At 42.8% G+C, this 25,177-nt stretch carries 21 protein-coding genes; 7 read left to right on the forward strand and 14 right to left on the reverse strand.

Features of this window, described 5'->3' with window-relative positions:
- The first annotated feature begins 34 nt into the window (after nucleotides 1-34).
- Both ACFSJE_RS11680 and ACFSJE_RS11685 read left to right on the forward strand, forming a co-directional pair.
- Nucleotides 35-217: a hypothetical protein gene (locus ACFSJE_RS11680; RefSeq protein ID WP_220115291.1), complete on the forward strand. Its 183-nt coding sequence runs from the start codon at nucleotides 35-37 to the stop codon at nucleotides 215-217.
- Nucleotides 214-687, forward strand: coding sequence for a nucleotidyl transferase AbiEii/AbiGii toxin family protein (locus ACFSJE_RS11685; protein ID WP_379831149.1), 474 nt, complete (start codon nucleotides 214-216; stop codon nucleotides 685-687). Before ACFSJE_RS11680 ends, ACFSJE_RS11685 begins: the two co-directional genes overlap by 4 nt.
- A gap of 296 nt (nucleotides 688-983) precedes the next feature.
- On the opposite strand, the gene ACFSJE_RS11690 is transcribed toward ACFSJE_RS11685, so the two are convergent.
- The 5 genes from ACFSJE_RS11690 to ACFSJE_RS11710 all read right to left on the reverse strand — a co-directional run bounded on the left by ACFSJE_RS11690 (nucleotide 984) and on the right by ACFSJE_RS11710 (nucleotide 7,723).
- Nucleotides 984-2,204 (reverse strand): site-specific integrase, encoded by a 1,221-nt coding sequence (locus ACFSJE_RS11690; RefSeq protein ID WP_379831150.1) that lies wholly within the window; start codon nucleotides 2,202-2,204, stop codon nucleotides 984-986.
- 252 nt (nucleotides 2,205-2,456) lie between these two features.
- Nucleotides 2,457-4,244 (reverse strand): hypothetical protein, encoded by a 1,788-nt coding sequence (locus ACFSJE_RS11695; protein WP_379831151.1) that lies wholly within the window; start codon nucleotides 4,242-4,244, stop codon nucleotides 2,457-2,459.
- Between the two features lie 198 nt (nucleotides 4,245-4,442).
- Entirely contained in the window at nucleotides 4,443-6,374 is a 1,932-nt protein-coding gene (locus ACFSJE_RS11700; protein WP_379831152.1) for a glycoside hydrolase family 97 protein, read from the reverse strand.
- 180 nt (nucleotides 6,375-6,554) lie between these two features.
- Nucleotides 6,555-7,064 carry a PepSY domain-containing protein gene (locus ACFSJE_RS11705; protein ID WP_379831153.1) on the reverse strand — a complete coding sequence of 170 codons (510 nt, stop codon included), beginning with the start codon at nucleotides 7,062-7,064 and terminating at the stop codon, nucleotides 6,555-6,557.
- Between the two features lie 98 nt (nucleotides 7,065-7,162).
- Nucleotides 7,163-7,723 (reverse strand): YceI family protein, encoded by a 561-nt coding sequence (locus tag ACFSJE_RS11710; protein WP_379831154.1) that lies wholly within the window; start codon nucleotides 7,721-7,723, stop codon nucleotides 7,163-7,165.
- Nucleotides 7,724-8,011: 288 nt separating this feature from the next.
- Between ACFSJE_RS11710 and ACFSJE_RS11715 the strand changes: the two genes are divergently transcribed.
- From ACFSJE_RS11715 to ACFSJE_RS11730, 4 genes are all read left to right on the forward strand, one after another.
- Complete coding sequence (locus tag ACFSJE_RS11715; protein ID WP_379831155.1) at nucleotides 8,012-9,013, forward strand: sensor histidine kinase; 1,002 nt, start codon at nucleotides 8,012-8,014, stop codon at nucleotides 9,011-9,013.
- Between the two features lie 6 nt (nucleotides 9,014-9,019).
- Nucleotides 9,020-9,709 (forward strand): LytR/AlgR family response regulator transcription factor, encoded by a 690-nt coding sequence (locus ACFSJE_RS11720; protein WP_379831156.1) that lies wholly within the window; start codon nucleotides 9,020-9,022, stop codon nucleotides 9,707-9,709.
- Between the two features lie 127 nt (nucleotides 9,710-9,836).
- Nucleotides 9,837-10,880: a PfkB family carbohydrate kinase gene (locus tag ACFSJE_RS11725; protein WP_379831157.1), complete on the forward strand. Its 1,044-nt coding sequence runs from the start codon at nucleotides 9,837-9,839 to the stop codon at nucleotides 10,878-10,880.
- Nucleotides 10,881-10,974: 94 nt separating this feature from the next.
- Nucleotides 10,975-12,087 (forward strand): endo-1,4-beta-xylanase, encoded by a 1,113-nt coding sequence (locus ACFSJE_RS11730; RefSeq protein ID WP_379831158.1) that lies wholly within the window; start codon nucleotides 10,975-10,977, stop codon nucleotides 12,085-12,087.
- A gap of 77 nt (nucleotides 12,088-12,164) precedes the next feature.
- On the opposite strand, the gene ACFSJE_RS11735 is transcribed toward ACFSJE_RS11730, so the two are convergent.
- The 3 genes from ACFSJE_RS11735 to ACFSJE_RS11745 are packed head-to-tail and all read right to left on the reverse strand — an operon-like array spanning nucleotide 12,165 to nucleotide 16,675.
- Nucleotides 12,165-13,817 (reverse strand): sodium:solute symporter, encoded by a 1,653-nt coding sequence (locus ACFSJE_RS11735; RefSeq protein WP_379831159.1) that lies wholly within the window; start codon nucleotides 13,815-13,817, stop codon nucleotides 12,165-12,167.
- A gap of 34 nt (nucleotides 13,818-13,851) precedes the next feature.
- Nucleotides 13,852-15,177 (reverse strand): xylose isomerase, encoded by a 1,326-nt coding sequence (gene xylA, locus ACFSJE_RS11740; protein ID WP_379831160.1) that lies wholly within the window; start codon nucleotides 15,175-15,177, stop codon nucleotides 13,852-13,854.
- 13 nt (nucleotides 15,178-15,190) lie between these two features.
- Nucleotides 15,191-16,675, reverse strand: a complete 1,485-nt coding sequence (locus tag ACFSJE_RS11745; protein ID WP_379831161.1) for a xylulokinase — start codon at nucleotides 16,673-16,675, stop codon at nucleotides 15,191-15,193.
- A 254-nt stretch (nucleotides 16,676-16,929) separates the two neighbouring features.
- On the opposite strand from ACFSJE_RS11745, the gene ACFSJE_RS11750 reads away from it, so the two are divergent.
- Nucleotides 16,930-17,988 (forward strand): LacI family DNA-binding transcriptional regulator, encoded by a 1,059-nt coding sequence (locus ACFSJE_RS11750; RefSeq protein ID WP_379831162.1) that lies wholly within the window; start codon nucleotides 16,930-16,932, stop codon nucleotides 17,986-17,988.
- Here the strand turns inward: ACFSJE_RS11750 and ACFSJE_RS11755 are convergent.
- Genes ACFSJE_RS11755 through ACFSJE_RS11780 form a run of 6 tightly spaced genes read right to left on the reverse strand, consistent with a single transcriptional unit; the run spans nucleotide 17,965 to nucleotide 25,112 of the window.
- Nucleotides 17,965-19,251 carry a TRAP transporter large permease gene (locus tag ACFSJE_RS11755; RefSeq protein ID WP_379831163.1) on the reverse strand — a complete coding sequence of 429 codons (1,287 nt, stop codon included), beginning with the start codon at nucleotides 19,249-19,251 and terminating at the stop codon, nucleotides 17,965-17,967. The genes ACFSJE_RS11750 and ACFSJE_RS11755 overlap by 24 nt on opposite strands.
- On the reverse strand, nucleotides 19,241-19,717 hold the full coding sequence (locus ACFSJE_RS11760) for a TRAP transporter small permease (protein WP_379831164.1): 477 nt from the start codon (nucleotides 19,715-19,717) through the stop codon (nucleotides 19,241-19,243). Before ACFSJE_RS11760 ends, ACFSJE_RS11755 begins: the two co-directional genes overlap by 11 nt.
- Nucleotides 19,717-20,691 carry a TRAP transporter substrate-binding protein gene (locus tag ACFSJE_RS11765; RefSeq protein ID WP_379831165.1) on the reverse strand — a complete coding sequence of 325 codons (975 nt, stop codon included), beginning with the start codon at nucleotides 20,689-20,691 and terminating at the stop codon, nucleotides 19,717-19,719. Before ACFSJE_RS11765 ends, ACFSJE_RS11760 begins: the two co-directional genes overlap by 1 nt.
- On the reverse strand, nucleotides 20,688-21,359 hold the full coding sequence (locus ACFSJE_RS11770; protein WP_379831166.1) for a bifunctional 4-hydroxy-2-oxoglutarate aldolase/2-dehydro-3-deoxy-phosphogluconate aldolase: 672 nt from the start codon (nucleotides 21,357-21,359) through the stop codon (nucleotides 20,688-20,690). The genes ACFSJE_RS11765 and ACFSJE_RS11770 overlap by 4 nt, the downstream gene beginning before the upstream one ends.
- A 45-nt stretch (nucleotides 21,360-21,404) precedes the next feature.
- Nucleotides 21,405-22,835 carry a glucuronate isomerase gene (gene uxaC / locus ACFSJE_RS11775; protein WP_379831167.1) on the reverse strand — a complete coding sequence of 477 codons (1,431 nt, stop codon included), beginning with the start codon at nucleotides 22,833-22,835 and terminating at the stop codon, nucleotides 21,405-21,407.
- A 24-nt stretch (nucleotides 22,836-22,859) separates the two neighbouring features.
- The gene (locus ACFSJE_RS11780) at nucleotides 22,860-25,112 is read right to left on the reverse strand and encodes a glycoside hydrolase family 3 N-terminal domain-containing protein (RefSeq protein WP_379831168.1); all 2,253 of its coding nucleotides are present in this window, start codon (nucleotides 25,110-25,112) and stop codon (nucleotides 22,860-22,862) included.
- Nucleotides 25,113-25,177: the final 65 nt, after the last annotated feature.

Consider the following 25,177-nt stretch of genomic DNA (forward strand, 5'->3'; position numbering starts at 1 on the left):
ATCTTTATATCATAGAACGGTAAAATATAGGCACATGCAAGTTCAATTTCGCACCAAAGATGAGGCCAATATGGAACAGGAAAGGGATTTCTTGGCACTTTCCCCTATCGAGCGCGTTTACCGTTTCTTGGATCTCATGCAGCGAATCAACCGATTTCCCACAAAGGCCAAGCATGATGAGAATAAATTCATCATACAGATTACTACCGGGAAATGAGACAATGGAAAGAGGATATCGACCTTTTTTTGGAAATGACCAACAAGCATGGGGTTCGGATGCTCATGGTAGGAGGGGGTGCCGTCAATTTTCACGGACATCAAAGACACTCTGCCGATGTTGATTTCTGGATAGACCCCAAAGAGGACAATTTCAAGAAGTTGGTGAAGGTGTTCAACGAAATGGGATATGAGATTGAAGATTTCCCAAGAGAGGTGAAGGATGGACACCAAAACATTTCCATTAAATTCTCTCCTGCCGATCTCAACCTAGAGTTGATAACCAATTTCTCAGTAAATAAAAGTTTTGATCAAGCTTATGAGGAAGCGGAAGAAGCTTCATTAGAAGACCAACCCCAACTAAAATGGAAAGTGTTGAATCTTGATGACTTGATCACCAGTAAGATCAAGGCGGGAAGGCCCAAGGATTTGGCAGATGTCCAACAATTGAAGAGAATCAACAATAAATAGTAATTAGAACAGTCTTATCTTCCAAGAGACTAACTGTTGGGTCCCTCTCAAAAAGGTTCTATAGAAACGCTTCAAAGATTAATTGATTTTGCCTCGCTCAGTAGTATTAGTTTGTGTAAGATTTGGGGCTTGCAGCACTTCACTTCGTTACGTTCGCTTTTATTTCGGTTTCCTTTTGCGACCCACCGGGAGCAAAAGCAAGATTGTCATGACAATGACACATCTTGAATTCAACCCCAAGTGTTGGGATTTCATAGGATTGAAAGGTTTATTCCAAAGGGGATAATAGCCACTCTTTAAATGGAATTAAGTTCCAATTGATAAGTGTCAAGTACATTGCTAGGCAAGGACTTTAGATAAATTTGGGTAGTACTGAGTTTGTTATGGCCCATCATTGCGGAAATGGCTTCCAAAGGAACTTTTTTGAACATCGCATGGGTTGCAAAACTATGCCTTGAAACATAGGAGGTCAAACGTTCTTCAATCTTACACTCTTTTGCAATTTCTTTTAATCCAATATTGTAACGTCTAAGCTCCCATTGGGCATCTTTGTACTGCAATTCTAATGTGTCTCGATAAATTATGGGCAATAAAAAACCAGAAGGGTTAGGATTGTCCAGATAGTATTGAATAATGGGTTTAATCTGATCAGTTATAATTATATCGTAGCGTTTTCCTGTTTTACGTCTTTGAAATTTTACGCGGCCATCGATGATATTATCTCTTTTCAGAAATGCCATATCAATAAAGGACATGCCCAACATCAGATAGGAAAGAATAAAATAATTGCGATAGTGAAAATGATTGGAACCTATCTTGGTTTCCATTTCAAGTATTTTCTTGATGCTTTCAATCTTAATGGCTCTTTTCTCAGTGGGCTTTGTTTTTATGGTGTAGTATTTAAAAGGGTATAATGCTTCATCCACCATGCCCTCCTTGATTCCTTTGTTGTAGATGGCCTTTATCGTTCTCATATAAGATGCAATTCCATTAATGGTATTGCCTGGTTTTGATAAATGGTGCCTTTCAAACCGTTTTAGGAATTCAAGATTGAGTTCATTGAATTTTAAATCCTTATTGTTGGTAAATACCTTAAGCCTTCCAATAATCCCCGAATAGTTTCTGGCTGTGCCAATCCGTTTTTCTCTTATAAGCTCTTCTGCTTTTTGAAGACCGAACTCATAGAATGAGTTCAACCGTTTTCTGTTGACAATTTTATCAGCAATATCTTTGGCTGTTAATCTATCCAATTGATCATTGTCGGCCAGTCTATTGATTACTTCTTGTGCCTTGAGTTGTTTTTTTAATAAAAGGGTATTCATCAAGTGAACCGAATCAACATCAGGAAAATTTCTTTTTACTTTGCACCTGTGGTGATCCCAGTATTCTTCTGGGACATAATGCCCTGTTTTGATTGAAGTGGTTTTTCTAAAATGGGTCAGCCTCAAAATGATTGGAAAACATCCATTTTGGGTCATTCTGCGGGTGTCCAAACTTAGCTTTATACTCGTGTTCATGAACATAAGTTATAAAAAAATTTGCACGCAATTTGCACGCAAAAGTTTGGATTCATTTGATGTTATTTGATAACAGAATTTATTAAAATACTGATAATCAATAAAATATAATATTTTTAACAGTTGCTTATACCCCATTCGGCGACGCTGTTAATCAGAGGGTCCTTGGTTCGAGCCCAAGAGGGGGAGCAAAAAGAAAAAAAGCCGCACTATTGTGCGGCTTTTTTGTTTTATGATCTTTTTAAGTTCTGTTTAATTATGAACCACTTCCGAGGGAATCCTGAGGTCAAATAGCTGCTGGTTTACCCCTTTCATGCCCAGTTTAAAAACCTTGACTTCCTTGCTCTGCAGTTTGCTGCCATAATTCCGGTAAATGGTGGCCTTGATATAAGTAGGGGTGACCTGTTTGTTGCCATGATAGGTAGCATTGATCTTCCATTTTCCCAAGAGTTCGTTGTCCAATAGAAAATCGGCCATGGCGTAGCCCAGTTCCTTTTCGGAGCGAATCCTGTCCGGCATCTCGTCCATGGTATGCTTCCATTCAAAATATTGGTTTTCTGGGTTCACGAATTGAAGGTCGAACTCCGCTTCGGAGTCGTTCCAGTCAAATACCAACCGGGTACTGCGCTCATCAAAGTCCTTCTTCCGCTTTTTTATTTTTAAGGAACCGTTGTCCAGATCGAAGAGGTTGTCCACCTCCCGCTGCATGATTGCGGCAAGCTCCATGCTGTCCTTGGGCAGCAATCCCTCTTCCAGAAGATACGAATGACGCGCATAGAGTGATGCGGCAGATTCCGGTTTGTCCAGGTCTCGGTAACTGTTGGCCATGTCAATAAAGCTCTGGGCATATTCGGGCCGAAGTTTGTACACCTGTTTGTAGAGCGAATGGGCCTTTTCTTGACGGCCTTGTGATTCCAGCACATAGGCCATGGCCTTGAGCAGCACTGGATGATTTTCCGTCAACCCAATATAGATATCAAAAATGGTGTCCGCGTAGGCCTTGTCCTTATCATAAAAGTAGCGGTAAGAGTCCAGATAGAAGAAGGGGTGGTTGGCGTATTTGGCACTGTTCTTTTCAAACACCGTTTTGGCCGCTACAGTAGATTCACTTGCTTTAAGTTCTTTAAGGTAACTGGGCAAAGAGGCGCCAAGTCCTTCGGCATCCACCACATCTTCGGTAAGGTAGTTATTCCGCAACCGGGCCTGGTCATAAGGTGCGCCACCTTCATCTTTTGGGGTAATGGTGCCTGTTTTTGTATTGATAACCACAACGCCTTTTATTCCCCTTCCATATCGAGCTAATCCTGCAAGTGATGAAATAAAAGCAATTCTTCGAACATTGCCTCGCAAAGCACCGCAAGATATGCTGTTCAATATCATCCCGTCCACATCAAAAACAACATCTCCTCCAATTGCCATGGGATTACCTTTGGTTATGGAAGAACTTTTTGTAGTAGGTAGTGGGCCCAGTAAAATACCGGTAGATGTACCACCTCTCATTGATGCATATAGCATATCTGTCAATAGGTCACAGCCCGCTGAAATTCCAGCGAACCTTCCAGTTAGTAAGAAATCTAAATTTGCAGCTTTCTCGAATTCATCCTCGGCAATTATCCGAAGCGAATAACCAGACGTCTCCTTATTTAAATACCCATAGGCTGATTTTATGATATTGGGATTGGAATCGTACTCCAGTTCCAATTCTTTTTGACCTTTCAGCACCTTTTTGGAAACCGTGACCTCTTCCAGTTCTTCCACCCGCATCTTCATTTGTATGTTAAGGATTTTGGTGACATCCTCTACAATGACAGAAATGGTATCCATCCCGATATAGGTGAACAAAAGCTCTTCTTTGGGTTTTGCCATAATCTCATACATGCCCTCTCTGTCCGAAGCGGCATTGTCCCCTGAGGAAAGATTGGTGATATGGACATCTTTTAGGGGGCTACCCATATTTGTGATTTTTCCTTGTATGGTCTTTTGACCATGGGAAAGGTTGATGAAGAGTAGAAAAATACCGGTAATTATTGTTGCTTTCAAAATCGTTGGATTTTAATTAATAATTCAATGCTACGGAGGGGGATTTTTCCGACTTGGAATGTAATTCTTTTGCCTACCTACAAGATACTATTATTTTCGTATCGATTCTTTTTAAACCACAAAAATTGGTCCAAAAGGCTGTTTATCAATAGCTTTTTAGCTCTTGTTGAAAGAAAATGGAGTAGGGGAAGGGGTTTTTTATTCAACTAGCACAAAACCGCCTTTGGATTGAACCTCAACTTTTAGGATTCCATTTTTTGGGACTTTCACTTCCTTTAGATAGGTTTCTCCGTCCTTGTTGTCGTTGTACAGGTTGATGGTTTTGCCTGCAAGCATGGGGAGGTTCAACTGTAATTTTTTGGAATTTTCCTCTGCGTTGACACCTGCAATATACCATTGCTCCTGATGTCTTCGGGCCAGGACACTGTACTTTCCGGGATAGCCATCAATAAAGAGGGTTTCATCCCACGTAGTGGGAACCTTTTTAATGAAATCAATCTCAAATTTGGGAACATCGGTCAGGTTGTTGGGGGTAATGGCAAACATCTGCACCGGATTTTGAAAAAGAACACTGGTTGCCAATTGAAACGCATCCGTGGTCAGCCGCTCTTGGTTTTCCTTATTTCCTTTGTTGAGGTATTTGTTCAGCAAAACACCGCCAAATTCCATACTGGCCACACTATTTCGAATAAAGGGATGAAGTGAGGCATAGAAGGCTTCATTATCTCGGGTCTCCTGAAAAAAGATCAGCATTTCGGAGGCAAGCACAGCTTCGCTCCCTACAAAATTGGGATACATCCGTTCCCAACCTCTCGGAAGGGTCGCCCCATGGAAAATGACCATTAGGCCATAGTCATTGGCATCGGAAAGGATGGATTCATACAATCGCATGGTCTCCTGTTTATCACCCCCAAAAAAATCCACCTTCAATCCTTTAATCCCCATTTTCTTTATCCATTGCATTTCTTTTTTTCTGGCGATGGAGGTGTTCATTTTGTTCAAAGGACTCAAGGGGGCATCATTTACAGAGCCATTGGAATTGTACCACAGGAAAACATCCACCTCTTTAGATTGTGCATAGGCAATAAGGTCTTCCATACGTTCATACCCAATATTTCGGTCCCACCATGCATCAATAAGGATATATTCAAAGTTCAAGTCAGCGGCCAAGTCAATGAATTTCACCTGATCTTCGTAGTTCATACTGGGGTCTTGCCAAATGATCCAACTCCAAGTACCTTTTCCATAGGCAAAATCTTGAGAGGGTTCGTAGAGGGGTTCTACCACATCAAAAGGAATTGTGGTCTCAACGATTGGTTTAAGTGACTCGCCCACCGTTAGCGTGCGCCATGGAGTCACTCCAGGAAGCCCAATTTGGGCACCCCTGCTCCCAAAGCCATTGTTTTGTGCCTGACTTGGATAATCTACCGTGAACAAGCCGTTGCTATAATTGCTTAAATGGGATGCGGTGTACAAGCTGCTTACACCGGTTTCGGAAACCAGCACCCATCCCTTATCCCCAACATGAAAGAGTCCGGGAAAAACATAACCTTCTTTGGATGTGTTGGTGGGCATTGGGGCGTCTGCGGTATATCCGCTTTCATAACTGGGCGCAGTTCGTGCAAAACCGGTCATGGGGTCCATCATGGGAGACAAGAACGTTGTGGTAGATTCAGGGAACCGGAATCCCGTAGCTTCTTTTTCAACCACACAGGCTCTGGTGTATCCCCAATTGGGCAGCTCATACCGAAATGCAATGTCATGATCACTTACTTGGAAAAGGATGGAAATGCCCTTGTCATCCGCATTCTTCAACTTGTATTGCAAGGTATTGGCGCTGTAGGTAATTAGGGATTGCTTTATTTTTTCCTGGGAATACTCTTTTTCCGTTTTTCCCGGGATGGATTCAACATAAGTCATTTGGGAAGAAAAATCGCCTTCATTGGTTATCAGCCCCAGAGGAGAATCTTCCAGAAATGTTTTTTCCTTATAGATAACATTAAATACAGGCTTACCATTCTGTAGGGATACCCGAACCTTAAGGTTTCCATCAGGGCTGGATACAATGGTATCCTGGGCATGGGTGATAATGGATGTTAGAAGGCAAAAAAGAAGCAGTGTTACTCTCATTTTGTTTGATTTTTGAAAAATGACTTGACACAAAAAGGCCAACTGCATAGGCAGCACGCATAAAGTGTCTAAAAAACACTTGAAAATAGTTAAAAATGTTGAGGTTTCTACTTGAAAGCCTGGTTAAATAAAAAAGCCCAGAGAAATTCTGAGCTTTTTAATGTGTTTTTGAGCGTCTTTCTAGACCAGCAATAATACTATCGTCAATAGAAATCCTGCAGCTGCAAAGTAGAGCCCTTTTTTGTAAATGGGTGCAGAAGGTCTAAACATAAAAAATGCCGAAACCGCAAAGAAAAGCAGAGCAATCCCAAAGAAAATACCGAGCCAGAATAACGGATTTCCGGTGTGCATTTTATGCAGTTTGTTCATACTTTCCAGAATGGCCGGTAACCTTTTTTCGGTGTAGGAGGCCTCACCTGTTTTTATATTATAAGTTCCTCCAGTAAAGTACATAATGTCACCTTCGGTTTTGTCCACTGAAAAGCCACGCTTTCTCAAAGCGGCACCTAAAGCTTCTTCGCTAAGGTTAGGTTCAAGAGTTGTACTCATTTTGTACTCACTTTTCATAAAGTCGGTAGTCCTAAAGGTGAGCACAATACCGCTAATGGCATAAACGGCCATGATACCAGCTAAAAAGAATCCCAGATATCGATGGAATTCTCGAAAGGTGTTTTCTGATTTTCTTCCCATAATTTGAATTTGAGGGCAAAAATAGCTCGATTTAAAGGAAATAGGACCAAAACTTTTATTGAAAATTGGCCCTATACCTTTTCATTTAATTGTTTTATTTATTGCTGGGCCATTTCAAGATTAATGGTAAGCTCCACCTCGTCACCCAAGGTAGGAGTGTCGCCACCAACACCAAATTCCAAGCGATTGACCGTACCTGTAATTTTTAGTCCAGCTTTTAATTTTTGGCTTCGTTGGTCAGTGATGATACCGTTCACTTTTCCTTCCAAAGTAATGGGCTTGGTAGTACCGTGTATGGTCAAATCTCCGGTCAAGGCAAACGTTTTGTCACCAGTTTTTTCATAACCAGTGGTTTTGAATGTAATGGAAGGGTATTTTTCGGCATCAAAGAAATCACCACTTCTTAAATGGTCATCTCTTCTGGAATTGTCGGTATCTATACTTGTGGTTTTGATGTCAACGGTGAAATCTATATCCTCAAATGTGTCTGTGGCCGTTGCAGTAATATCAAACTCCCCAAAGTGTCCCTCCACTTCGGAAATCATTAAGTGGGTAATGGCAAATCCAACTTTGGAGTGTGCACCATCCGCCTTCCAGGTAGACTGGGCTGATACCGCCAAACTGACAAATAAGGCTAAAGCCAATGTTATTCTTTTCATGATGTGTGTGATTTTAAGTGTTAGTGATTGTTTAATTTTTTTGTGGGTGTTAAAGTAGACATTTATTTAGAATCTTCACTCTGCAAGCCATTTAGGGAACAATTTGGTGAATTGGGAGCGAATAGTAAACAATTTTCTGTGAACGACTAAGGTTGGCCCCTAATCAACTGGTTTGGTGAAAACTATGCTTAAAATGTTGTTCATGGGGTTAACTTTGTTGTTGGCGAAACAGTTTTTCCCCAGATAATAATTATCCCTAGTTTTGATTCTTGATTTAATTGAAACGAATTGATTTCTAGAAAAGAACTTCTTTTTCAAATTGTACTGCACGTCATTATACTGCTTTTCTTTTCTTTTGATAGGAATGAAGGTGCAACCATTAATGTAGACAAGGTACTTTTTAGGTTGTTTTATAGTGTTGCCACGGTTTCCATCACGTACTACTTAATGCCCAAGTACTTGTACAAGAGAAAATATTGGCAGTTTTTTCTTGGTTTTGCAGTTGTGGTAACCTGTGTAATCTGTATTGAAGAATTAATTCTAGAACCGATTTTCTTTGCCGGCACTCCCCGTGGTGATCAGTTTCCTGGCATCTATATTTCTTTGTTGACGGTATTACCTACCATGATCATGCTTTCCGGTTGTAAGTTTGGTTGGGATGCGCTTCAGAAACAAGATGAGATAGATGAGCTTCAGTCCACCATTCAAGAAAGTGAACTCCAGTTTCTACGATCACAGATCAATCCCCATTTTTTGTTCAACAATTTGAACAATCTCTATTCGTATGCGCTTCAGAATTCGCCCAAAACTCCAGAAATCATTTTGGAAATGAGTGGCGTGCTTCGGTATATGCTGTATGAATCCAAAGAGCAGTTTGTTTCCTTGAACAAAGAAATAGAGCAACTGGACAATTTTATCAGACTGTATAAACTTCAGATTGAAACGAGGGGTCATGTAAATTTTGAAACATCTGGGATAGAACCCGGTTATAAAATTGCCCCGCTTATTTTGATCGTGTTCATTGAGAACGCCTTTAAGCATAGTCAGTCTGGGCAATCCTCAAATATTGAAATTGACATTTCAGTAAAAATGACGGGGTCCGTTTTGGAATTCCATTGCACGAACAATTTTGAGGTAGTTCCAAGTTTGGATACCATTGCAAAGGGAATAGGACTTCAAAATGTGCAAAAACGGCTACAACTGCTATATCCCCACAAGCATCATTTAGAAATAAGTGAAAAGAATAAGAGTTATATTGTATACCTGAGGCTTGAACTCGAAAAAGCGTAAAGGAATATGAGATGCATTATTGTGGAGGACCAACCACCGGCCCAACGAATCCTTAAGAAATTCATTGAAGATGTCAACCATCTGGAGTTGGTGGGCATTTTTTCGGATGGTCTGCAGGCTATGGAATTTTTGAACAACGAACCAGTGGATTTAATGTTTTTGGATATCCATTTGCCCAAAATCAATGGCATTGAGTTTTTAAAAAGTATTCCCGAGGCCCCAGATGTAATCCTAACCACCGCTTTTTCTGAATATGCTTTGGAAGGGTACGACCTCAATGTGGTGGATTACCTGCTGAAACCTTTTTCCTTTCAACGCTTTTTGCAGGCAGTGAACAAAGCCAGCATGAAGCAGGAGCAATCCGAAAGCGTTTCAGGAAATCAGGTCAATGAAATTTATGTCAAATCCAGCCACGAGCATATCAAGGTCTCCGTAAAGGATATTTTGGCGATCTCTTCCGATTCTGACTACACCGAAATCCGTACCGAAAAAAGAAAGGTCCTTTCCAATGAGCCCCTACGGCATTGGGTCGATATTTTGGGGCCACCACAATTTTTCCAAGTGCATAAATCGCACATTGTGAACACCAAAAAAATTGACCGTATTTCAGGCAACCTCGTTTATTTAATCGATGGCTCCAAAATACCGCTTGGTCGCGCTTACAAAGATCATTTCCTAAAAAGTGTTTTGGGATAATCGGCGGTTTTACCTTATTCCAGATTTATCTCAATCCAATCGTTTCTTGTTAAAAAAATCCAGAGGAATTCAGGCAGTTTTTAGCAGGAATATAGTAGTTTGCTTCCCTTAGAAAAATAACGAACAAATGAAGAAAATAGTAACCTTTGGGGAGATAATGCTACGGCTAGCCCCCAAGAATAACCTGAGGTTTTCGCAAGCTTCAGAGTTTGATGTGATTTATGGAGGAGGTGAATCCAACGTGGCCGTTTCTTTGGCCAATTACGGGCTTCCCGTAGAGTTTGTAACCCGATTGCCCAAAAATGATATTGGCGAATGCGCCCTTATGGAAATGCGTAAACGAAATGTGGGGACCAACCATATAGCCTTTGGCGGGGACCGACTTGGGATTTATTTTTTGGAAACAGGTGCCGTAAGCCGCGGAAGTAAAGTAGTGTACGATCGCTCACATTCGGCCATGGCAGCTATTAAGCCGGGCATGATCGATTGGAAATCCGTGTTCCAGAATGCCCACTGGTTCCATTGGACTGGGATAACGCCGGCCATCTCCCAAGGTTCAGCTGACGCATGTCTGGAAGCCGTTAAAATAGCCAGTGATATGGGCTTGACCATTTCAACCGACCTAAATTATAGAGCCAAGCTTTGGAAGTATTGTGATGATGCAAAGCGTGAAGAAATCATGACAGAACTTACATCATACTGCGATGTTGTGTTGGGCAATGAAGAAGACGCGCACATGCATTTTGGGATCCACCCAAAAGGATTGGATGTCCACAAAGATGGAAAGGATGTAACCGCCGAAGCGTTTCTATCGGTGTGTGAGCAGATGATGGAAAAATTTCCAAGGGCAAAAAAGGTCATCACTACCTTAAGGGGTTCCATAAGTGCCTCTCACAACACTTGGGCCGGGGTATTGTATGATGGAAAACAAATGTATAAATCCCCAACCTATCAAATCACACATATTGTGGATAGAGTAGGGGGTGGAGACAGTTTTATGGGTGGGTTGATTTATGCCCTGAACACCTATGATGATGACCAAAAAGCATTGGAATTTGCCGTTGCAGCCTCCTGTTTGAAGCATACCATTTATGGCGATGCAAATTTGGTCACTGTATCGGAAGTGGAGAAATTAATGCAGGGTGATGCTTCTGGAAGAGTAGCACGTTAATTTTATTTTTCGCTAGTTACGCAATCGATTGTGTGGTTTTATTATCTTTGAAAGAATCACTGATAATCAAATCATTGCGATTAATTTTTTACACATGAAAACAAAACAAAGCAACATTATGACGAAGTGTTTCTCACTTACGTTACTTTTTCTGTCATCAGTTTTTTTTGTGGGGTACGCCCAAGAAGCGTCATCAGAAAAAGGGCTGAAAGATTACTATTCCGACTACTTCCCAATTGGAGTGGCGGTTTCACCAAGGGCACTTCAAGGTGAAAGTGGTGAACTCATCTTAAAGCAGTTCAATAGCATGACCCCGGAGAATGTCATGAAGATGGGTCCCATCCACCCCGAAGAAAATCGATACAACTGGGAATATGCAGACCAAGTGGCCGATTTTGCTGTGGAGCACAATCTAAAACTGCGAGGTCACGCCCTATGCTGGCACAACCAAGCTGGGGATTGGATTTTCAAGGATGAGAATGGAGATCAAGTAAGCAAGGAAGTATTGCTTCAACGTTTAAAAGACCATATCACTACCGTAGTACAGCGCTACAAAGGCAAAATTTACGCTTGGGATGTGGTCAATGAGGCGATCTCGGACAAGGAAGATGAGTTTTTACGGGATTCTCCATGGTACCAAATCTGTGGGGAAGATTTTATCATCAAGGCATTTGAGTATGCCCATGAAGCAGACCCGGACCTAAAGTTGTTCTATAACGACTACAGTGCAGTGCACCCTATAAAAAGGGATAAGATCTATAAGTTGGTCAAAATGATCCAGGATGCGGGCGTGCCCATTCATGGTGTGGGCATTCAAGGTCACTTTTCCATTTATGAACCCACTGAGCAAGAACTTAGGGATGCTATAGAAAAGTATGCTTCGTTGGGAGTTGAGGTACAAATCACCGAATTGGATGTTTCGGTATATCACAAGGAGCACAGCAGAAGGGACCCCTTGCCAAAGGATGAGGATGACGCCTTTAAACCCGAGCAAGAACAAAAGCAAATTGAACAATATGATATGCTGTTCAGGGTGTTTCGAGATTACAAGGATACACTTACTGGAGTGACATTTTGGAACATCTCTGACCGCTATTCCTGGTTGGATAATTTTCCGGTACGGGGAAGGAAAAACTATCCCTTGCTGTTCAATGAGGAGCTTCAACCCAAGAAAGCCTATTACAAAGTAATAGAGTTCAAGGAATAATATGATTACAGGAAATAAAAAAGCCCAGAACTATCTGGGCTTTTTTTGTTGGATATATTTTGATGGTCAAAAACCGACTAGCCTGTAAAATAGGATAGAATTCCAATAACTATGACCACCAGCAATACTGAAAGTACAACATCTATGGTACTGTAACTTCCTTTGGTGGCAGTTCGGTCTTCGGCAGATAAAGTACCAAAGGACAATCCTTTGATCAATGCATAATTTGGTGGAGCAGTGGCCAAGGTCACCGCAATACACAAGGCAACCGAAAAAATGAACATGAAAATGGCCATGTGGGCAAAGTTAATTGTAGCAAACGCGTACATTAGACCAGGGACATCTTCACCAGCTGCAATCTGTGGTTGATAATAGATTTCAGAGCCTAAACGGAGTATCAACAAAACCAACCCCGCCAAAAGCGTAGTAATTGCAGCTTTGGAATTGACCCTCTTCCATATAATACCCAAAAGGAATACGGTGGTCACGGGAGGTGCAATATAGGATTGCACATTTTGCAGGTATTGGTACATGACCCCTCCTCCAATTTTATCCATGATAGGAATCCAAATGATGCCAAGCACAACAATAAATCCAGTTGCCACCTTACCAATGGTCAACAATTGACGTTCGGTCTTTTCAGGGCGAAGCTTTTTGTAGATATCAATGGTGAAAATAGTGGAACAGGAGTTGAACACGGAAGCCAATGAACTCATCAAAGCAGCCATTAAACCACCGGCAACCAAACCTTTCAACCCAACTGGAAGTAGGGTTTTAACCAACATTGGGAAGGCCCTGTCCGCACGATCCACGTTGAAAACTTCAGGATTTTGAATGGTCAATGCAAAAGCAATGATACCGGGTATCAAGAAAATCAAAATGGGCATCAATTTTAGATAAGCACCAAAAATGGCTCCTCGTCTACCGATTTTAATATTGTTGGCGGCCAAGGTACGCTGTACGATGTACTGATCCGTACACCAATACCAGATTCCCACAATGGTTCCACCGAACAATAGTCCGGTCCACGGAAAATCTGGGTCGCTCATGGGGCGCCACATATTAAAATGATCTGGACTTACAGAGGTCACCGTTTCATGAAGTTGTCCCCATCCACCTACTTCTTTAAGACCCAAATATGTAATGATCAATGAGCCCAAAATAAGGATGATGGTCTGAAGCGTTTCGGTATAGATTACCGCCTTCATACCACCGATAATCGTGTAGATTCCGGTAAAAATGACCACTCCAATGGCTCCGTACCAAAACGGAATGCCCAACAGTTCAGAAACCACAATACCACCGGCATAAATGGTTACCGAAACCTTGGTCAATACATAGGCGACCAAGGAGAAAATGGACAAAAACCAACGGGATTTGCTATCAAATCGTTTTTCGAGAAACTCGGGCATGGTAAAGGCTCCACTTCGAATATAGAACGGTAGGAATAACCAACCGAGCAATAATACAATCCAAGCGTGCAGCTCGTAATGGGCCATGGGCGTACCCGATTCAAATCCCGTACCGGCCAATCCCACCACGTGCTCCGAACCAATGTTCGATGCAAAAATGGAGGCTCCGATAACGAACCATCCCACGTTTCTACCAGCCAAAAAATAGTCCTCGGTATCTTTATTCTTTTGGGCGACCACCCAAACGGCCACTCCAATAAGGGCCAAAAAATAGATACCTAGGACTATCCAATCCGGCTTTTCTAAAACTGATTCCATAATTGTTTGTTGTTAGTTTGCTTAGTGATTTTAATTAGATGTACTGATTGATAATGTTCTCAAACAGTTCCTGCTTACCACTGCGTTTTTTGATGTCTTGGTTGGCCGAAGCATGACCATGAAGGTCTTCCAAGGTCAACGAACCATCCTCAAACGCTTTTCCGGTACCGGAATCGAATGAGCTATATCGCTCTTTACGTAAACTGAGATATTTAGAATTTTCCAACACATCATTTGCAGCCAAAAGGGCTCTAGCGAAGGTATCCATACCGCCAATGTGCGCATGGAAGATATCATCTAGATCGGTTGAGTTTCTTCTGATTTTAGCATCGAAGTTGATTCCTCCTCCTTGGAAACCTCCTGCTTGAAGGATGACCAACATAGCTTGCGTAAGCTCGTATACATCCACTGGGAATTGGTCGGTATCCCATCCATTTTGATAATCTCCACGGTTGGCGTCGATACTTCCCAACAAATTATTGTCAGCGGCAACCTGAAGCTCATGCTCAAAGGTGTGTTGCGCCAAAGTAGCGTGGTTCACTTCAATATTTAATTTGAAGTCATCCAACAAGTCGTATTTGCTCAAGAAACCAAGTACGGTAGCCGAATCAAAATCATATTGATGTTTTGTAGGCTCCATCGGTTTGGGCTCAATAAAGAACGTTCCTTTGAATCCTTGTTTACGAGCGTAATCTTTTGCCATATGAAGGAAACGTGCCATGTGGTCTTGTTCGCGGCCCATATCCGTGTTCAAAAGGGACATATACCCTTCACGACCTCCCCAGAAAACGTAGTTCTCACCGCCTAATTTAATGGTGGCGTCCAACGCATTTTTTACTTGGGCACCAGCGTAGGCAAGCACATCAAAATCTGGATTGGTGGCTGCACCGTTCATATATCTTGGGTTGCTGAAACAGTTGGCGGTACCCCAAAGCAATTTTACACCGGATGCTGCCATTTTTTCTTTGGCATAATCGGTAATGACCTGCAATCTCTTTTCAGATTCCGCAAGGGTGTCACCTTCAGCAATCAAATCAAAATCGTGAAAACAATAGTAGGGAGCACCAATTTTAGTGATGAACTCAAAGGCAGCATCCATTTTATCCTTGGCTTGCTGAATAGGGTCAGCACTGGTCAACCATGGAAAATCTTGGGTAGGTGCCCCAAATGGGTCGCCTCCAACTCCTGTGAACGTATGCCAGTATGCAATGGCAAATCTAAAATGCTCTTTCATGGTCTTTCCACCGACCACTTTGTTTTCATCGTAATATTTAAATGATAGGGGATTGTCTGATCCTTTTCCTTCAAAGGCTATTTTGCCTATACCTTTAAAATACTCCTTGTCTCCTTTCGTAATCATAGTTTTAAGTTAATCAATTGTCAATATATTCCTCTAATAGTTGTTTCCATTCATGGTATGCTTCGCGGTATTTCTCCGCTGGGGTATCGGGTTCGTAGGTCAACTGAACGGCATCCATTGCCGTGGCATCCCCAATACTTTTAAAATCGCCAAAAGCAAACGCTGCGGCTCTTGCGGCACCTACGGCACCGGTGGTTTCCACAATATCAATTTTGCTATTGGTGAGCGTGGCAATGGTTCTTGAAAAAATTCCAGCTCGGAACAAGTTATCATTTCCAGCTTTAATGGAGGCAATATCCACCCCATCATTTTTAAGAATTTCCATTCCATATACAAAAGAGAAGGCAATACCCTCCAATGCCGCCCTAAAAATATGCGGTGCTTTGTGTACGTTAAAGTTAAGGTTCGTAATTCGAGAACCTTTGTTGCTATTGTTCAACATTCGTTCCGCACCGTTTCCAAAGGGCAGAATATTGAGCCCTTCCGAACCAATCGGAACAGATTCCGCCTGTTCGTTCATGCTGTTGTAGGAAAGGGCATTGGTCAGCTCGTTCCTTACCCAGCTATATTGAATTCCCGTACCGTTGATGCACAGCAATTTACCGATTCGGATGTTATCTTCAGTATGATTTGTATGTGCAAAACTGTTGATTCGGGTATGCTCTTGCGTGTTTTTTTGGCCCGAGATGGCATAGACCACCCCCGAAGTTCCTCCGGTAGCGGCAATTTCGCCGGGCTCCATCACGTTTAATGCCAGGGCATTGTTGGGTTGGTCACCGGCGCGGTACATGATGGGAATCCCTTCTGGTAAACCGGATTCTTGCGCCCCTTGTTTTGAGACGATGCCTTGTTCTGAAAAAGAAGGGCGAATCTCCGGAATGAGCTCAGGATCAATACCAGCGTCTTCCAACAACCACGAAGCCACGTCATTTTGTTTGAAATCCCACATGATGCCCTCGGAAAGACCCGAAGGTGTTGTTACTGCAGACCCAGAAAGCTTTAAGGCAATATAATCACCCGGCAGCATGAACTTATGTATTTTTTTGTAGGTGTCCGGCTCGTTGTCCTTGACCCACTTCAATTTGGACAGGGTAAAGTTTCCTGGGGAATTTAAGAGATGTTCCACACATTTATCCGTTCCAGAAGCTTGGAATAGTTGCTCGCCGATTTCCACGGCGCGGCTATCGCACCAAATAATGGAAGGCCTCAGGGGTTGAAGATTTTTATCAACCGTGACCAATCCGTGCATTTGGTATGAAATTCCAATCCCTTTAATATTGTTTTTGGAGATATTGTTATTGGAAATCAATTCTTGGGTAACGGTACACAAGTGCTTCCACCAGAGTTCGGGGTCTTGTTCTCCCCATCCCAGATTGATGGATATAATGGGCATTTCCTTTTTAGGGTATTGCGCAATGTCCACAACGCTTCCATCATCAGAATTAATGAGGGCTGCTTTAATGGAAGAACTGCCAATATCGAAACCTATCCAGTACATAAATTAATATTGATTAATTTTTTGATACAATTTTTCAAATATAGGTAACGGAATCGATTGCGTAAATTAAATTCTTTAAATATTTTGCCATGAATTGAGGTTTTTTAACAAATCATTTTTTTCTGTAGGTAAAAGTCTGAACTTGCAACTCGAAAAAAAATATGCTAAAAAGGAAACTAAAAGTTAAATTAGTAACTTGTAGCTCAAGTTTGTTTCCATTCTTGGACTTGAACAACCTAACCGCATTTTGACAAATGAAGATTAAAAAGGAGGTTACCATCTACGATCTCGCTAAGGAATTGAACTACTCTCCCTCAACGATTTCAAGAGCTTTGAACAATCATAAAAGCATCAGCAAGAAAACAATCAAGTTGATTAAGGAAGCTGCTGAAGAGATGGGGTATCGGCCGAACAATCTTGCAGCTGGCCTCCGGAATAACAAAAGCAATACCATAGGGGTACTTATCTCCCGTATCAACCGACCTTTTATGGCAGCTTTGATCAGTGGTATTGAGGAGACCGCACGAAAATCGGGCTATAATGTAATCATTAGTCAATCCAACGATAAGTACGAGAACGAGATCAGCAATTGTAATGCGTTGTACGATAGTAGAATTACGGGTCTTGTGGTTTCTTTGTCCATGGAAACGGTTGATATGAGCCATTTTCAAAAATTTATAGATCAAGGAATTCCGATTGTCTTTGTGGATAGGGTTCCTGATAATTTCAATTCTTATAAGGTGGTCATTGACAACTACACCGCGGGGTATTCGGCTACCAAACACCTTATTGAACAGGGGTGCACCCGGATAGCACATTTTGCTGGAGCCCAACACAGAAATGTATATGAAGAGCGGAAAAAAGGATACTTGGATGCCCTTCGGGAAAATGGATTGCCCATTGAGGATGATCTTATCATCCATTTTAAAACCTTGAGTTTTGAGGAAGGGAACAAAGCCACCAAGAAACTTTTGAAAATGTCCAATCCACCCGATGGTATATTTTCAGCCAACGATACCGCAGCGGTAAGTGCCATTATGTGCGCGAAGAAAATGGGCGTGCAGGTGCCCCAAGATTTGGCGGTAATCGGGTTCAATGATGACCCTATCGCTTCCATCGTGCAACCTTCACTTTCCACAGTTTCTCATCCTGCAAGTAAAATGGGGGCCATCTCCGCCAAACGGATACTCGACCATTCCGGTCAGAATTACGATACCGACTTATCGGAAATCACTGTTTTGGGAACGGAAATCATAGTTAGGGATTCTTCACTGAAGAAAGTGAAGACCTTAGAACCCAAACAATCTCGGTAACCAGAGACTCAACTCAGGGAAAAGACTTACCAAAACCAAACTTATGATCATTGCCAAGAACAGTGGCAATAGCGGACGGATTACTTTTTGAATCGTTGTTCGAGCCACGCCAATTCCAATAAAAAGTACCGCACCGACCGGAGGTGTACAAAGTCCAATACATAGGTTCAACACCATAATGATTCCAAAGTGGACGGGATCAATTCCCAATGCCGTTGTTACAGGGAGGAAAATGGGCGTAAAGATCAGTACCGCAGGGGTCATATCCATAAAAATCCCCACAATCAGTAATATAAGATTGATGAGGATGAGCACCATAATCTTGTTGTCGCTCAGACTCAGCAGAGCTTCGGTAACGGCTTGAGGGATATTCTCATAGGAAAGTACCCAAGACATGGCCATGGACATGGCTATCAACAGCATGACAATGGCAATGGTTGATGAGGATTCCACCAATATGGGACGAATGTTTTTAAATGAAACTTCCCTATACACCGCAGCGAGGACTAAGCAATATATTACTGCTACGGAAGATGCTTCGGTGGCGGTGAAAATTCCAGCAACGATTCCTCCAATAACCACCACCAATAAAAATAGACTGGGTAATGCTTTTACAAAAGTGCTGAAAACGTTTTTCAAAGAGCTTCGGTCCGCGGTTGGGTATCCTTTGCGTTTTGCCCAGATATAGGCAACCACCATCAGCAACAAACCCGTAAGAATGCCTGGAAGATAACCAGCAAGAAACAGGGCGCCAATGCTCACTCCACCACTTGCCACAGAGTAGATAATGAAAATGTTACTGGGTGGAATTACAAGTCCTGTGGTAGCTGAGGTGACATTTACTGCCACACCAAATCCTTTGTCATATCCGGATTCTTCCATCTTATCCGACATGAACCCACCGATGGCTGCTGCCGCCGCCCCTGCCGACCCTGCGATGGCACCAAAAAGCATGGCCGCAACAATATTGACATGCGCCAATCCTCCCGGAAGTGATCCCACCAAGGCCTTGGCAAAATCAATCAATCGTTCTGCAATACCCCCTTTGTTCATGATGTGCCCTGCCAAAATAAAGAATGGAATGGCCAAAATGGAAAAACTGTCCAATCCGGTTACAATGCGTTGTGCAATGGTCGTCAGCGCTGGGTAGGTGTCCACACTCACCAACAGGGTCAGTAAAGAAGAAATCCCAAGACTCCATGCAACAGGTACACGAATGGAAATCAATACAAGAAAACTAAGTACCAGAATGCTAATTTCCATTTTTCAAGTTTTTGATGATGATGAACAGGTCCAAAAGTTTGTAGTACATGATGAACAGTCCCGAAATGGGCAGTACCAAATAGACAAAACCAATGGGAAGGTTCAATGCAGGGGAAGTTTGCCCAAGCGCAAACGAAATATAGACGTAACGAAGCCCTCCAATGAGAAAAACCGCTATTCCAAACAAAAGTACCACAACGGTGATTACGATATCGAGAATCTTTTGGTTCCGTTCGTTTAGGTACTGCGGTAGAAGCTCAATGGCGATATGCAGTTTTTTTCCCGAGGCATACGCGGCCCCCAAAATACTCAGCCAAATCAGGAGGAATCGAGCCAACTCATCGGTCCAAGAACTCTGGCTATCCAAAAGATATCTGGTGATGACGCCCCAAAACACATCCAAGACCATGGCCCCTAAAAGCAGCGCCAGAATCCATTCTAAAAAGAGGTCTATTCGGCCTTTCATCACTTTACATTTTTGATTTGCTCTGCAAGCTCATAGAGATGCTCGTCTTTTTCTTTCAAGGCTTGGAGCATGGATTCTGATTTTTCTTCAAAAAGGGTCTTTTCAGGATACAAAACCTGTACTCCTGCTTTTTTTACTTCATCCAGTGCTTCTTCTTCGGCCTGTTTCCATAGCTTATGTTGAAACTCGGTAGCCTCTTTTGCCGCTTCGGTAATCCAAGTTTTCTCAGATTCATTCAATTTGTCCCAAATAATGGTGCTGATGACCAAAATATCCGGAATGGCGGTATGCTCATCCATGGACAAAAATTTACACACCTCATAATGCTTTGATGAATAGAAACTGGGCAAGTTGTTCTCGGCGCCGTCCACCACGCCTTGTTGTAGTGATGTGTACAATTCTCCCCACGAAATGGGAGTAGGGGAACCACCAAATTTCTTGACCATTTCTATAGCGGTTGGGCTTTGCATCACCCGAATCTTCAATCCAGCCAAATCATCTGGCGACTCAATGGGTGTATTTTTGGTATAGAACGAACGGCTTCCAGCATCAAAATAGGTCAATCCCTTTAACCAATATTTCTCGGAGCCTGAAAGCAGTTTTTCTCCAATGGGGCCATCAAAGACCTTGAATCGGTGTTCATCATTCCGAAACAGATAGGGATACCCCAAGACCTTAAGGTCTGGTGAAAAGTTTTCCATAACCGCAGCGGAGACCTTTGTCATTCCCAGACTACCAATCTGAAGCAGCTCCAAACATTGCTGTTCTGTGCCCAATTGACTACTTGGATATATCTCAAGTTCCAATTTTCCATCGGATTTTTCCGCAACCAAATCGGCCATATAGACCATGGCTTCATGCACGGGGTGCGTAACCCCCAAGCTATGCGCCAGTTTAATGGTTTTTGTGGCTTTTTTGTCAGGTTGACAGGAAAGCAGTACAATGAAAAATATGAGAATTATCCTGAAGTTCATACGCTTTTCAGCTCTTGGATAATTTTTAGGACGTCCTTCACTTTTTGAGTGATGGCGTTGAAATCTCCTTTGGACAAGGATTCTTTATCAATCAGTTTTGAACCCATTCCCACGCAAATAGCGCCGGCTTCAAACCAACTGGTCAGGTTTTCGCGGGAAGTGTCCACGCCACCTGTGGGCATAATGCTGGTCCAAGGCTGTGGACCTTTTACAGCTTTGATGAAGCCCGGTCCCAAAACATCCGCAGGAAACAGTTTTACCACATCGCATCCCAATTCCTCGGCTCGATTGATTTCGGTCACCGAACCGCAACCAGGGGACCAAAATATTTTTTTTCGGTTGCAGACAATGGCAATGTCTTCACGCATTGCCGGGGTAACCACAAAAGAAACCCCCATATTGATAAAAGCCGAAGCGGTTGCCGCATCAGTCACGGAACCAACACCCAAAATCATCTCTGGACATTCGGTTTCGCAAAATGTGACGAGCTCAGCAAAAACGTTTTCCGCATTTTGCCCTCTGTGGGTAAATTCAAATAAACGTGCCCCCCCATCATAACAGGCTTTTACCACGTTTTGAACAAGTTTGGGGTCGGCATTATAGAATAATGGAACAAAACCGGTTTCCTCCATTGTTTTAAGAACATTGTATCTCGAATGTCTTTTCATGTGCATTGCTAATTAGTCGAATAATTTTTAGAAATGGGCAGGCCCTTACCGCTTTAAGCTCAGGTTTTCCACAAGGCTCGGAAACTGAAAAAATTCCTTGGCATTGTTATAGGTAATGTCTTGAACAATTTTTCCAATCCACTTCATGTCATGCGGAAGAAGTCCATCTTTAAGGTCATTCCCCAAAATATTGCAAAGTACCCTTCTGTAGTACTCGTGTCTGGGAAACGAAAGAAAGCTTCTGCTATCCGTAAGCATTCCTACGGAACAACTGAGCAATCCCATGTTGGAGACCGCATCCAGTTGGTCTTTTATGCCGTCTTTTTGGTCCAGAAACCACCAAGCCGCCCCAAACTGTACCTTGCCTTTTATCTCTTCACCCGTAAAATTGCCGGCCATGGTGGCAAACAATTCATTATCAGATGGATTTGAGTTGTATAGGATGGTCTTAGGAAGACTTCCGCTGTTGTTCAATCTATTCAAGAAATTGGCCAATTGTTCCGCCTGTGGATAATCCCCAATACTGTCCACCCCGGCATTGATGCCGATTTTGGTCAAAATGGCTTTATTGGTGTCCCGAATCGGGCCCAAATGCAACTGCATCACCCAATTTTTTTCAGCGTACAATTGACCCAGAAGGTGTAGTACAGCAGATTTATACTGTCGGATTTCTTTCTCTGAAATTGATTTTTCCGCAAATCGATTGGAAAGGATTTTGTTGATTTCAGCTTCGGTGTAGTCGTAACCATACGCATGAATCAACCCATGGTCGGAAAGTCTACATCCATTTTCATGGAAATAGGCTACCCGTTTTTTGGCGGCTTCTCCCAAAGAAGCTAAATCGGTAATGGTGATTCCGGTTATTTTTGAAAGGGTAGAAATGTAATCGGTAAAATCAACTTTTTCAATATTGATCAATCCATCGGGCCGAAACGTAGGAAGTACCTTCACTGGGCAATCCGATTCGGCCAATGTAATATGGTGCGAAAGATTGTCCAAAGGATCGTCGGTGGTGCAGACCACCTCCACATTCATTTTGCTGACTAGGTTTCGGGTTGAAAAAGAGGGCTTTTTCAGGTGAGAGTTGCATTGTGCATAAATATCTTCGGCACTCTCGGGAGTTAAAAGTTCATCGATGCCGAAATATCGGCTCAGCTCCAAATGCGTCCAATGATATAGTGGGTTGCGCATGGTGTAAGGTACCGTTTGTGCCCATTTCTGAAATTTTTCCGCATCGGTAGCTTTTCCCGTAATGAACTTTTCGGGCACCCCCAAAGCACGCATGGCCCTCCATTTATAATGATCACCCTCTATCCAAATTTGGGTGATGTTCTCAAAATTCTTGTCCTCCGCCAATTCATTGGGGGGTAAATGGGAATGATAGTCTATGATGGGCTGGCCCTTTGCATAGTCATGATAGAGTTCTTTGGCATAATCCGTTTCCAACAAAAAATCCTCATGGATAAATTTTTTCATGCTATGGTTTCTCTTGCTTTTAAGTTAGTTGAGGGTGATGGTTCCTGTACTCATGGATGGGGCTCCCAGTTCCTGGCTTCGTTTCATGGGACTGCTGCCTCCAACGTGAATTTTAAATTCTCCCGGTTCAAAAACCCGTTCACCTTGGTTGTTTACTAATTGGAATACTTCTGGTTTAAGGGTGAAGGTAACATTTTTGGAGGCATTTGGTGCTATGTTAACGCGTTGAACGCCATACAACTGATAATTAGGAACATCCACCGAGGCTTCGGTATCCGAAACATAGAGTTGCACTACCTCATCAGATTGTACATTGCTATTATTTGAAACCGTTACGGTAACACTCACTTCATCATCTTTAGAAATGGTCGGTTTGGAAATATCCAAATCGCCATAGGCAAAGCTACCATAGCTAAGTCCATATCCAAAAGGATAAAGCGGGTCAACATCCATATATTTATAGGTTCTGCCTTTCATGGTGTAATCTTCATAAGGCGGAAGCTGCTCCAAAGATTTTGGAAAAGTGATAGGCAACCTTCCCGAAGGAGAAACCTTGCCAAAAAGAATGTCCGCAATGGCATTTCCACCTTCTTCCCCAGGATACCAAGCCAACAAAACGGCATCTGCCAGTTCGTGAACCTCGGCGAGATTCATAGGGCTACCTCCGGTAATGACGGCAATAATGGGTCTTTCCCCAGCGGCATCACGTAGCTTTTTAAGAAAGTTTATCTGGTTTTGTGGGAGATTATAATCCAAACGGTCCCCCGCAGTGGTTGATGCCAAGGATTCTCCTTCTTCGCCTTCCAAAAGACTTGAAATTCCGAGAACCGCGATGGTAGCATCACTTGTTCCCGCATTTGGAGTGGCCCAATCTTGTGGATTGAGTGATTCGCGATCAAGGAGGGCACCAATTCTATATTGCAATTGACTTCCGGGGTGAATGGCCCCTGCCACCCCTTCAAGTACGGTGACCAATTTAGGATTGACTCCATAATAATTACCTAAAAGTACATCGGCGTTGGCCGCGTTGGGCCCGGTAATGAAATATCTGGAGAGGTCATTTTTTAGTGGTAGAACCCCATTGTTTTTGAGCATCACGATTCCCTTTTGAGCAACTTCACGAGCCAAGGCACGATGCTCATCACTATCTATCACGTCTACCGAGATGTCGTCATAAGGATTGCTTCCTTGAGGGTCAAAAAGCCCTAACTTAAAACGTGTACGCAACAATACAGCCAGTTGCTCGTCAATCTCAGCCTCAGTAATCAATCCATTTTTTACGGCTTCAGGAAGTCCATCGATATAAGTGCTACCACAATTAAGGCTCACCCCGCTTTTTACTGCGAGCGCAGAGGCTTCCGCAGGAGTATTGACAACGCCGTGCCCTCCTTTATCCGCAGCGGTGAACAAATCTACAATGGCCCAGCAATCGCTGAGCACATGGCCATCAAACTTCCATTTGTTTCGTAAAACATCGGTAATTAGATAGTTGTTGGAACAACAGGGTTGCCCATTGGTGCTGTTGTAGGCGCACATTACGGCTTCCACATCGGCATCAACCAAAGCTTCGAAAGCAGGGAGATAGGTTTCCCATAGATCTTTTGGAGTGGCAATGGCGTCAAACTCATGACGCAATTTTTCGGGGCCACTGTGCACGGCAAAGTGTTTAGCGCATGCTGCGGTTTTTAAATAATCGGGATTGTCTCCTTGAAGTCCTTTTACAAACGAAGTTCCCAAAATTGAGGTCAAATATGGGTCTTCACCATAGGTTTCTTGACCCCGTCCCCATCTGGGATCTCTAAAAATATTGATGTTGGGCGTCCAAAATGTTAGACCGCTGTATCTGCGATGGTATCCTTTTTCCTTAGCAGCATTGTGCATTGCCCGTGCTTCGTCAGAAATTGCGGAGGAAACCCTAAAGGCTAAGTCACTGTCAAATGTTGCCCCAAGACCAATGGCCTGCGGGAATACGGTTGCCGTACCCGACCTACCCACACCGTGCAACGCCTCGTTCCACCACCCGTATGGTGGAATCCCAAGCCGCTCAATGGCGGAGGTGTTGTGCATCATTTGGTCGGCTTTTTCTTCCAAAGTGAGTCTGGAGATCAAATCATTTACCCGTTCATCCATGGAAAGGGAAGTGTCATAGAACGGAAAATCGTATTCGGAAGTGGTTTCCGAAGTTGCAGGGGACTCAGTTACCTTGTCACTGGAGCTTTCTTTGCATGCCACTAAGCAAAGAAAAGTGAGCCCGAAAATTAATTTAGAAATCTTCATTTTTTGATTTTGATAGCTATGATTTTGATATTGGAGTGTCAAATTTCGTAAAAATATCGATTTTT

This window comes from Flagellimonas iocasae, assembly GCF_042682725.1.
Lineage (GTDB): Bacteria > Bacteroidota > Bacteroidia > Flavobacteriales > Flavobacteriaceae > Flagellimonas > Flagellimonas iocasae.

What these genes read in the sequence shown, in the direction of transcription:
- ACFSJE_RS11680 (WP_220115291.1), top strand. Translation starts at nt 35, where the DNA reads ATGCAAGTTCAATTTCGCACCAAAGATGAGGCCAATATGGAACAGGAA.
- ACFSJE_RS11685 (WP_379831149.1), top strand. Translation starts at nt 214, where the DNA reads ATGAGACAATGGAAAGAGGATATCGACCTTTTTTTGGAAATGACCAAC.
- ACFSJE_RS11690 (WP_379831150.1), bottom strand. Translation starts at nt 2,204, where the DNA reads ATGAACACGAGTATAAAGCTAAGTTTGGACACCCGCAGAATGACCCAA.
- ACFSJE_RS11700 (WP_379831152.1), bottom strand. Translation starts at nt 6,374, where the DNA reads ATGAGAGTAACACTGCTTCTTTTTTGCCTTCTAACATCCATTATCACC.
- ACFSJE_RS11705 (WP_379831153.1), bottom strand. Translation starts at nt 7,064, where the DNA reads ATGGGAAGAAAATCAGAAAACACCTTTCGAGAATTCCATCGATATCTG.
- ACFSJE_RS11710 (WP_379831154.1), bottom strand. Translation starts at nt 7,723, where the DNA reads ATGAAAAGAATAACATTGGCTTTAGCCTTATTTGTCAGTTTGGCGGTA.
- ACFSJE_RS11720 (WP_379831156.1), top strand. Translation starts at nt 9,020, where the DNA reads ATGAGATGCATTATTGTGGAGGACCAACCACCGGCCCAACGAATCCTT.
- ACFSJE_RS11725 (WP_379831157.1), top strand. Translation starts at nt 9,837, where the DNA reads ATGAAGAAAATAGTAACCTTTGGGGAGATAATGCTACGGCTAGCCCCC.
- ACFSJE_RS11730 (WP_379831158.1), top strand. Translation starts at nt 10,975, where the DNA reads ATGAAAACAAAACAAAGCAACATTATGACGAAGTGTTTCTCACTTACG.
- ACFSJE_RS11735 (WP_379831159.1), bottom strand. Translation starts at nt 13,817, where the DNA reads ATGGAATCAGTTTTAGAAAAGCCGGATTGGATAGTCCTAGGTATCTAT.
- xylA (WP_379831160.1), bottom strand. Translation starts at nt 15,177, where the DNA reads ATGATTACGAAAGGAGACAAGGAGTATTTTAAAGGTATAGGCAAAATA.
- ACFSJE_RS11745 (WP_379831161.1), bottom strand. Translation starts at nt 16,675, where the DNA reads ATGTACTGGATAGGTTTCGATATTGGCAGTTCTTCCATTAAAGCAGCC.
- ACFSJE_RS11750 (WP_379831162.1), top strand. Translation starts at nt 16,930, where the DNA reads ATGAAGATTAAAAAGGAGGTTACCATCTACGATCTCGCTAAGGAATTG.
- ACFSJE_RS11755 (WP_379831163.1), bottom strand. Translation starts at nt 19,251, where the DNA reads ATGGAAATTAGCATTCTGGTACTTAGTTTTCTTGTATTGATTTCCATT.
- ACFSJE_RS11760 (WP_379831164.1), bottom strand. Translation starts at nt 19,717, where the DNA reads ATGAAAGGCCGAATAGACCTCTTTTTAGAATGGATTCTGGCGCTGCTT.
- ACFSJE_RS11765 (WP_379831165.1), bottom strand. Translation starts at nt 20,691, where the DNA reads ATGAACTTCAGGATAATTCTCATATTTTTCATTGTACTGCTTTCCTGT.
- ACFSJE_RS11770 (WP_379831166.1), bottom strand. Translation starts at nt 21,359, where the DNA reads ATGAAAAGACATTCGAGATACAATGTTCTTAAAACAATGGAGGAAACC.
- uxaC (WP_379831167.1), bottom strand. Translation starts at nt 22,835, where the DNA reads ATGAAAAAATTTATCCATGAGGATTTTTTGTTGGAAACGGATTATGCC.
- ACFSJE_RS11780 (WP_379831168.1), bottom strand. Translation starts at nt 25,112, where the DNA reads ATGAAGATTTCTAAATTAATTTTCGGGCTCACTTTTCTTTGCTTAGTG.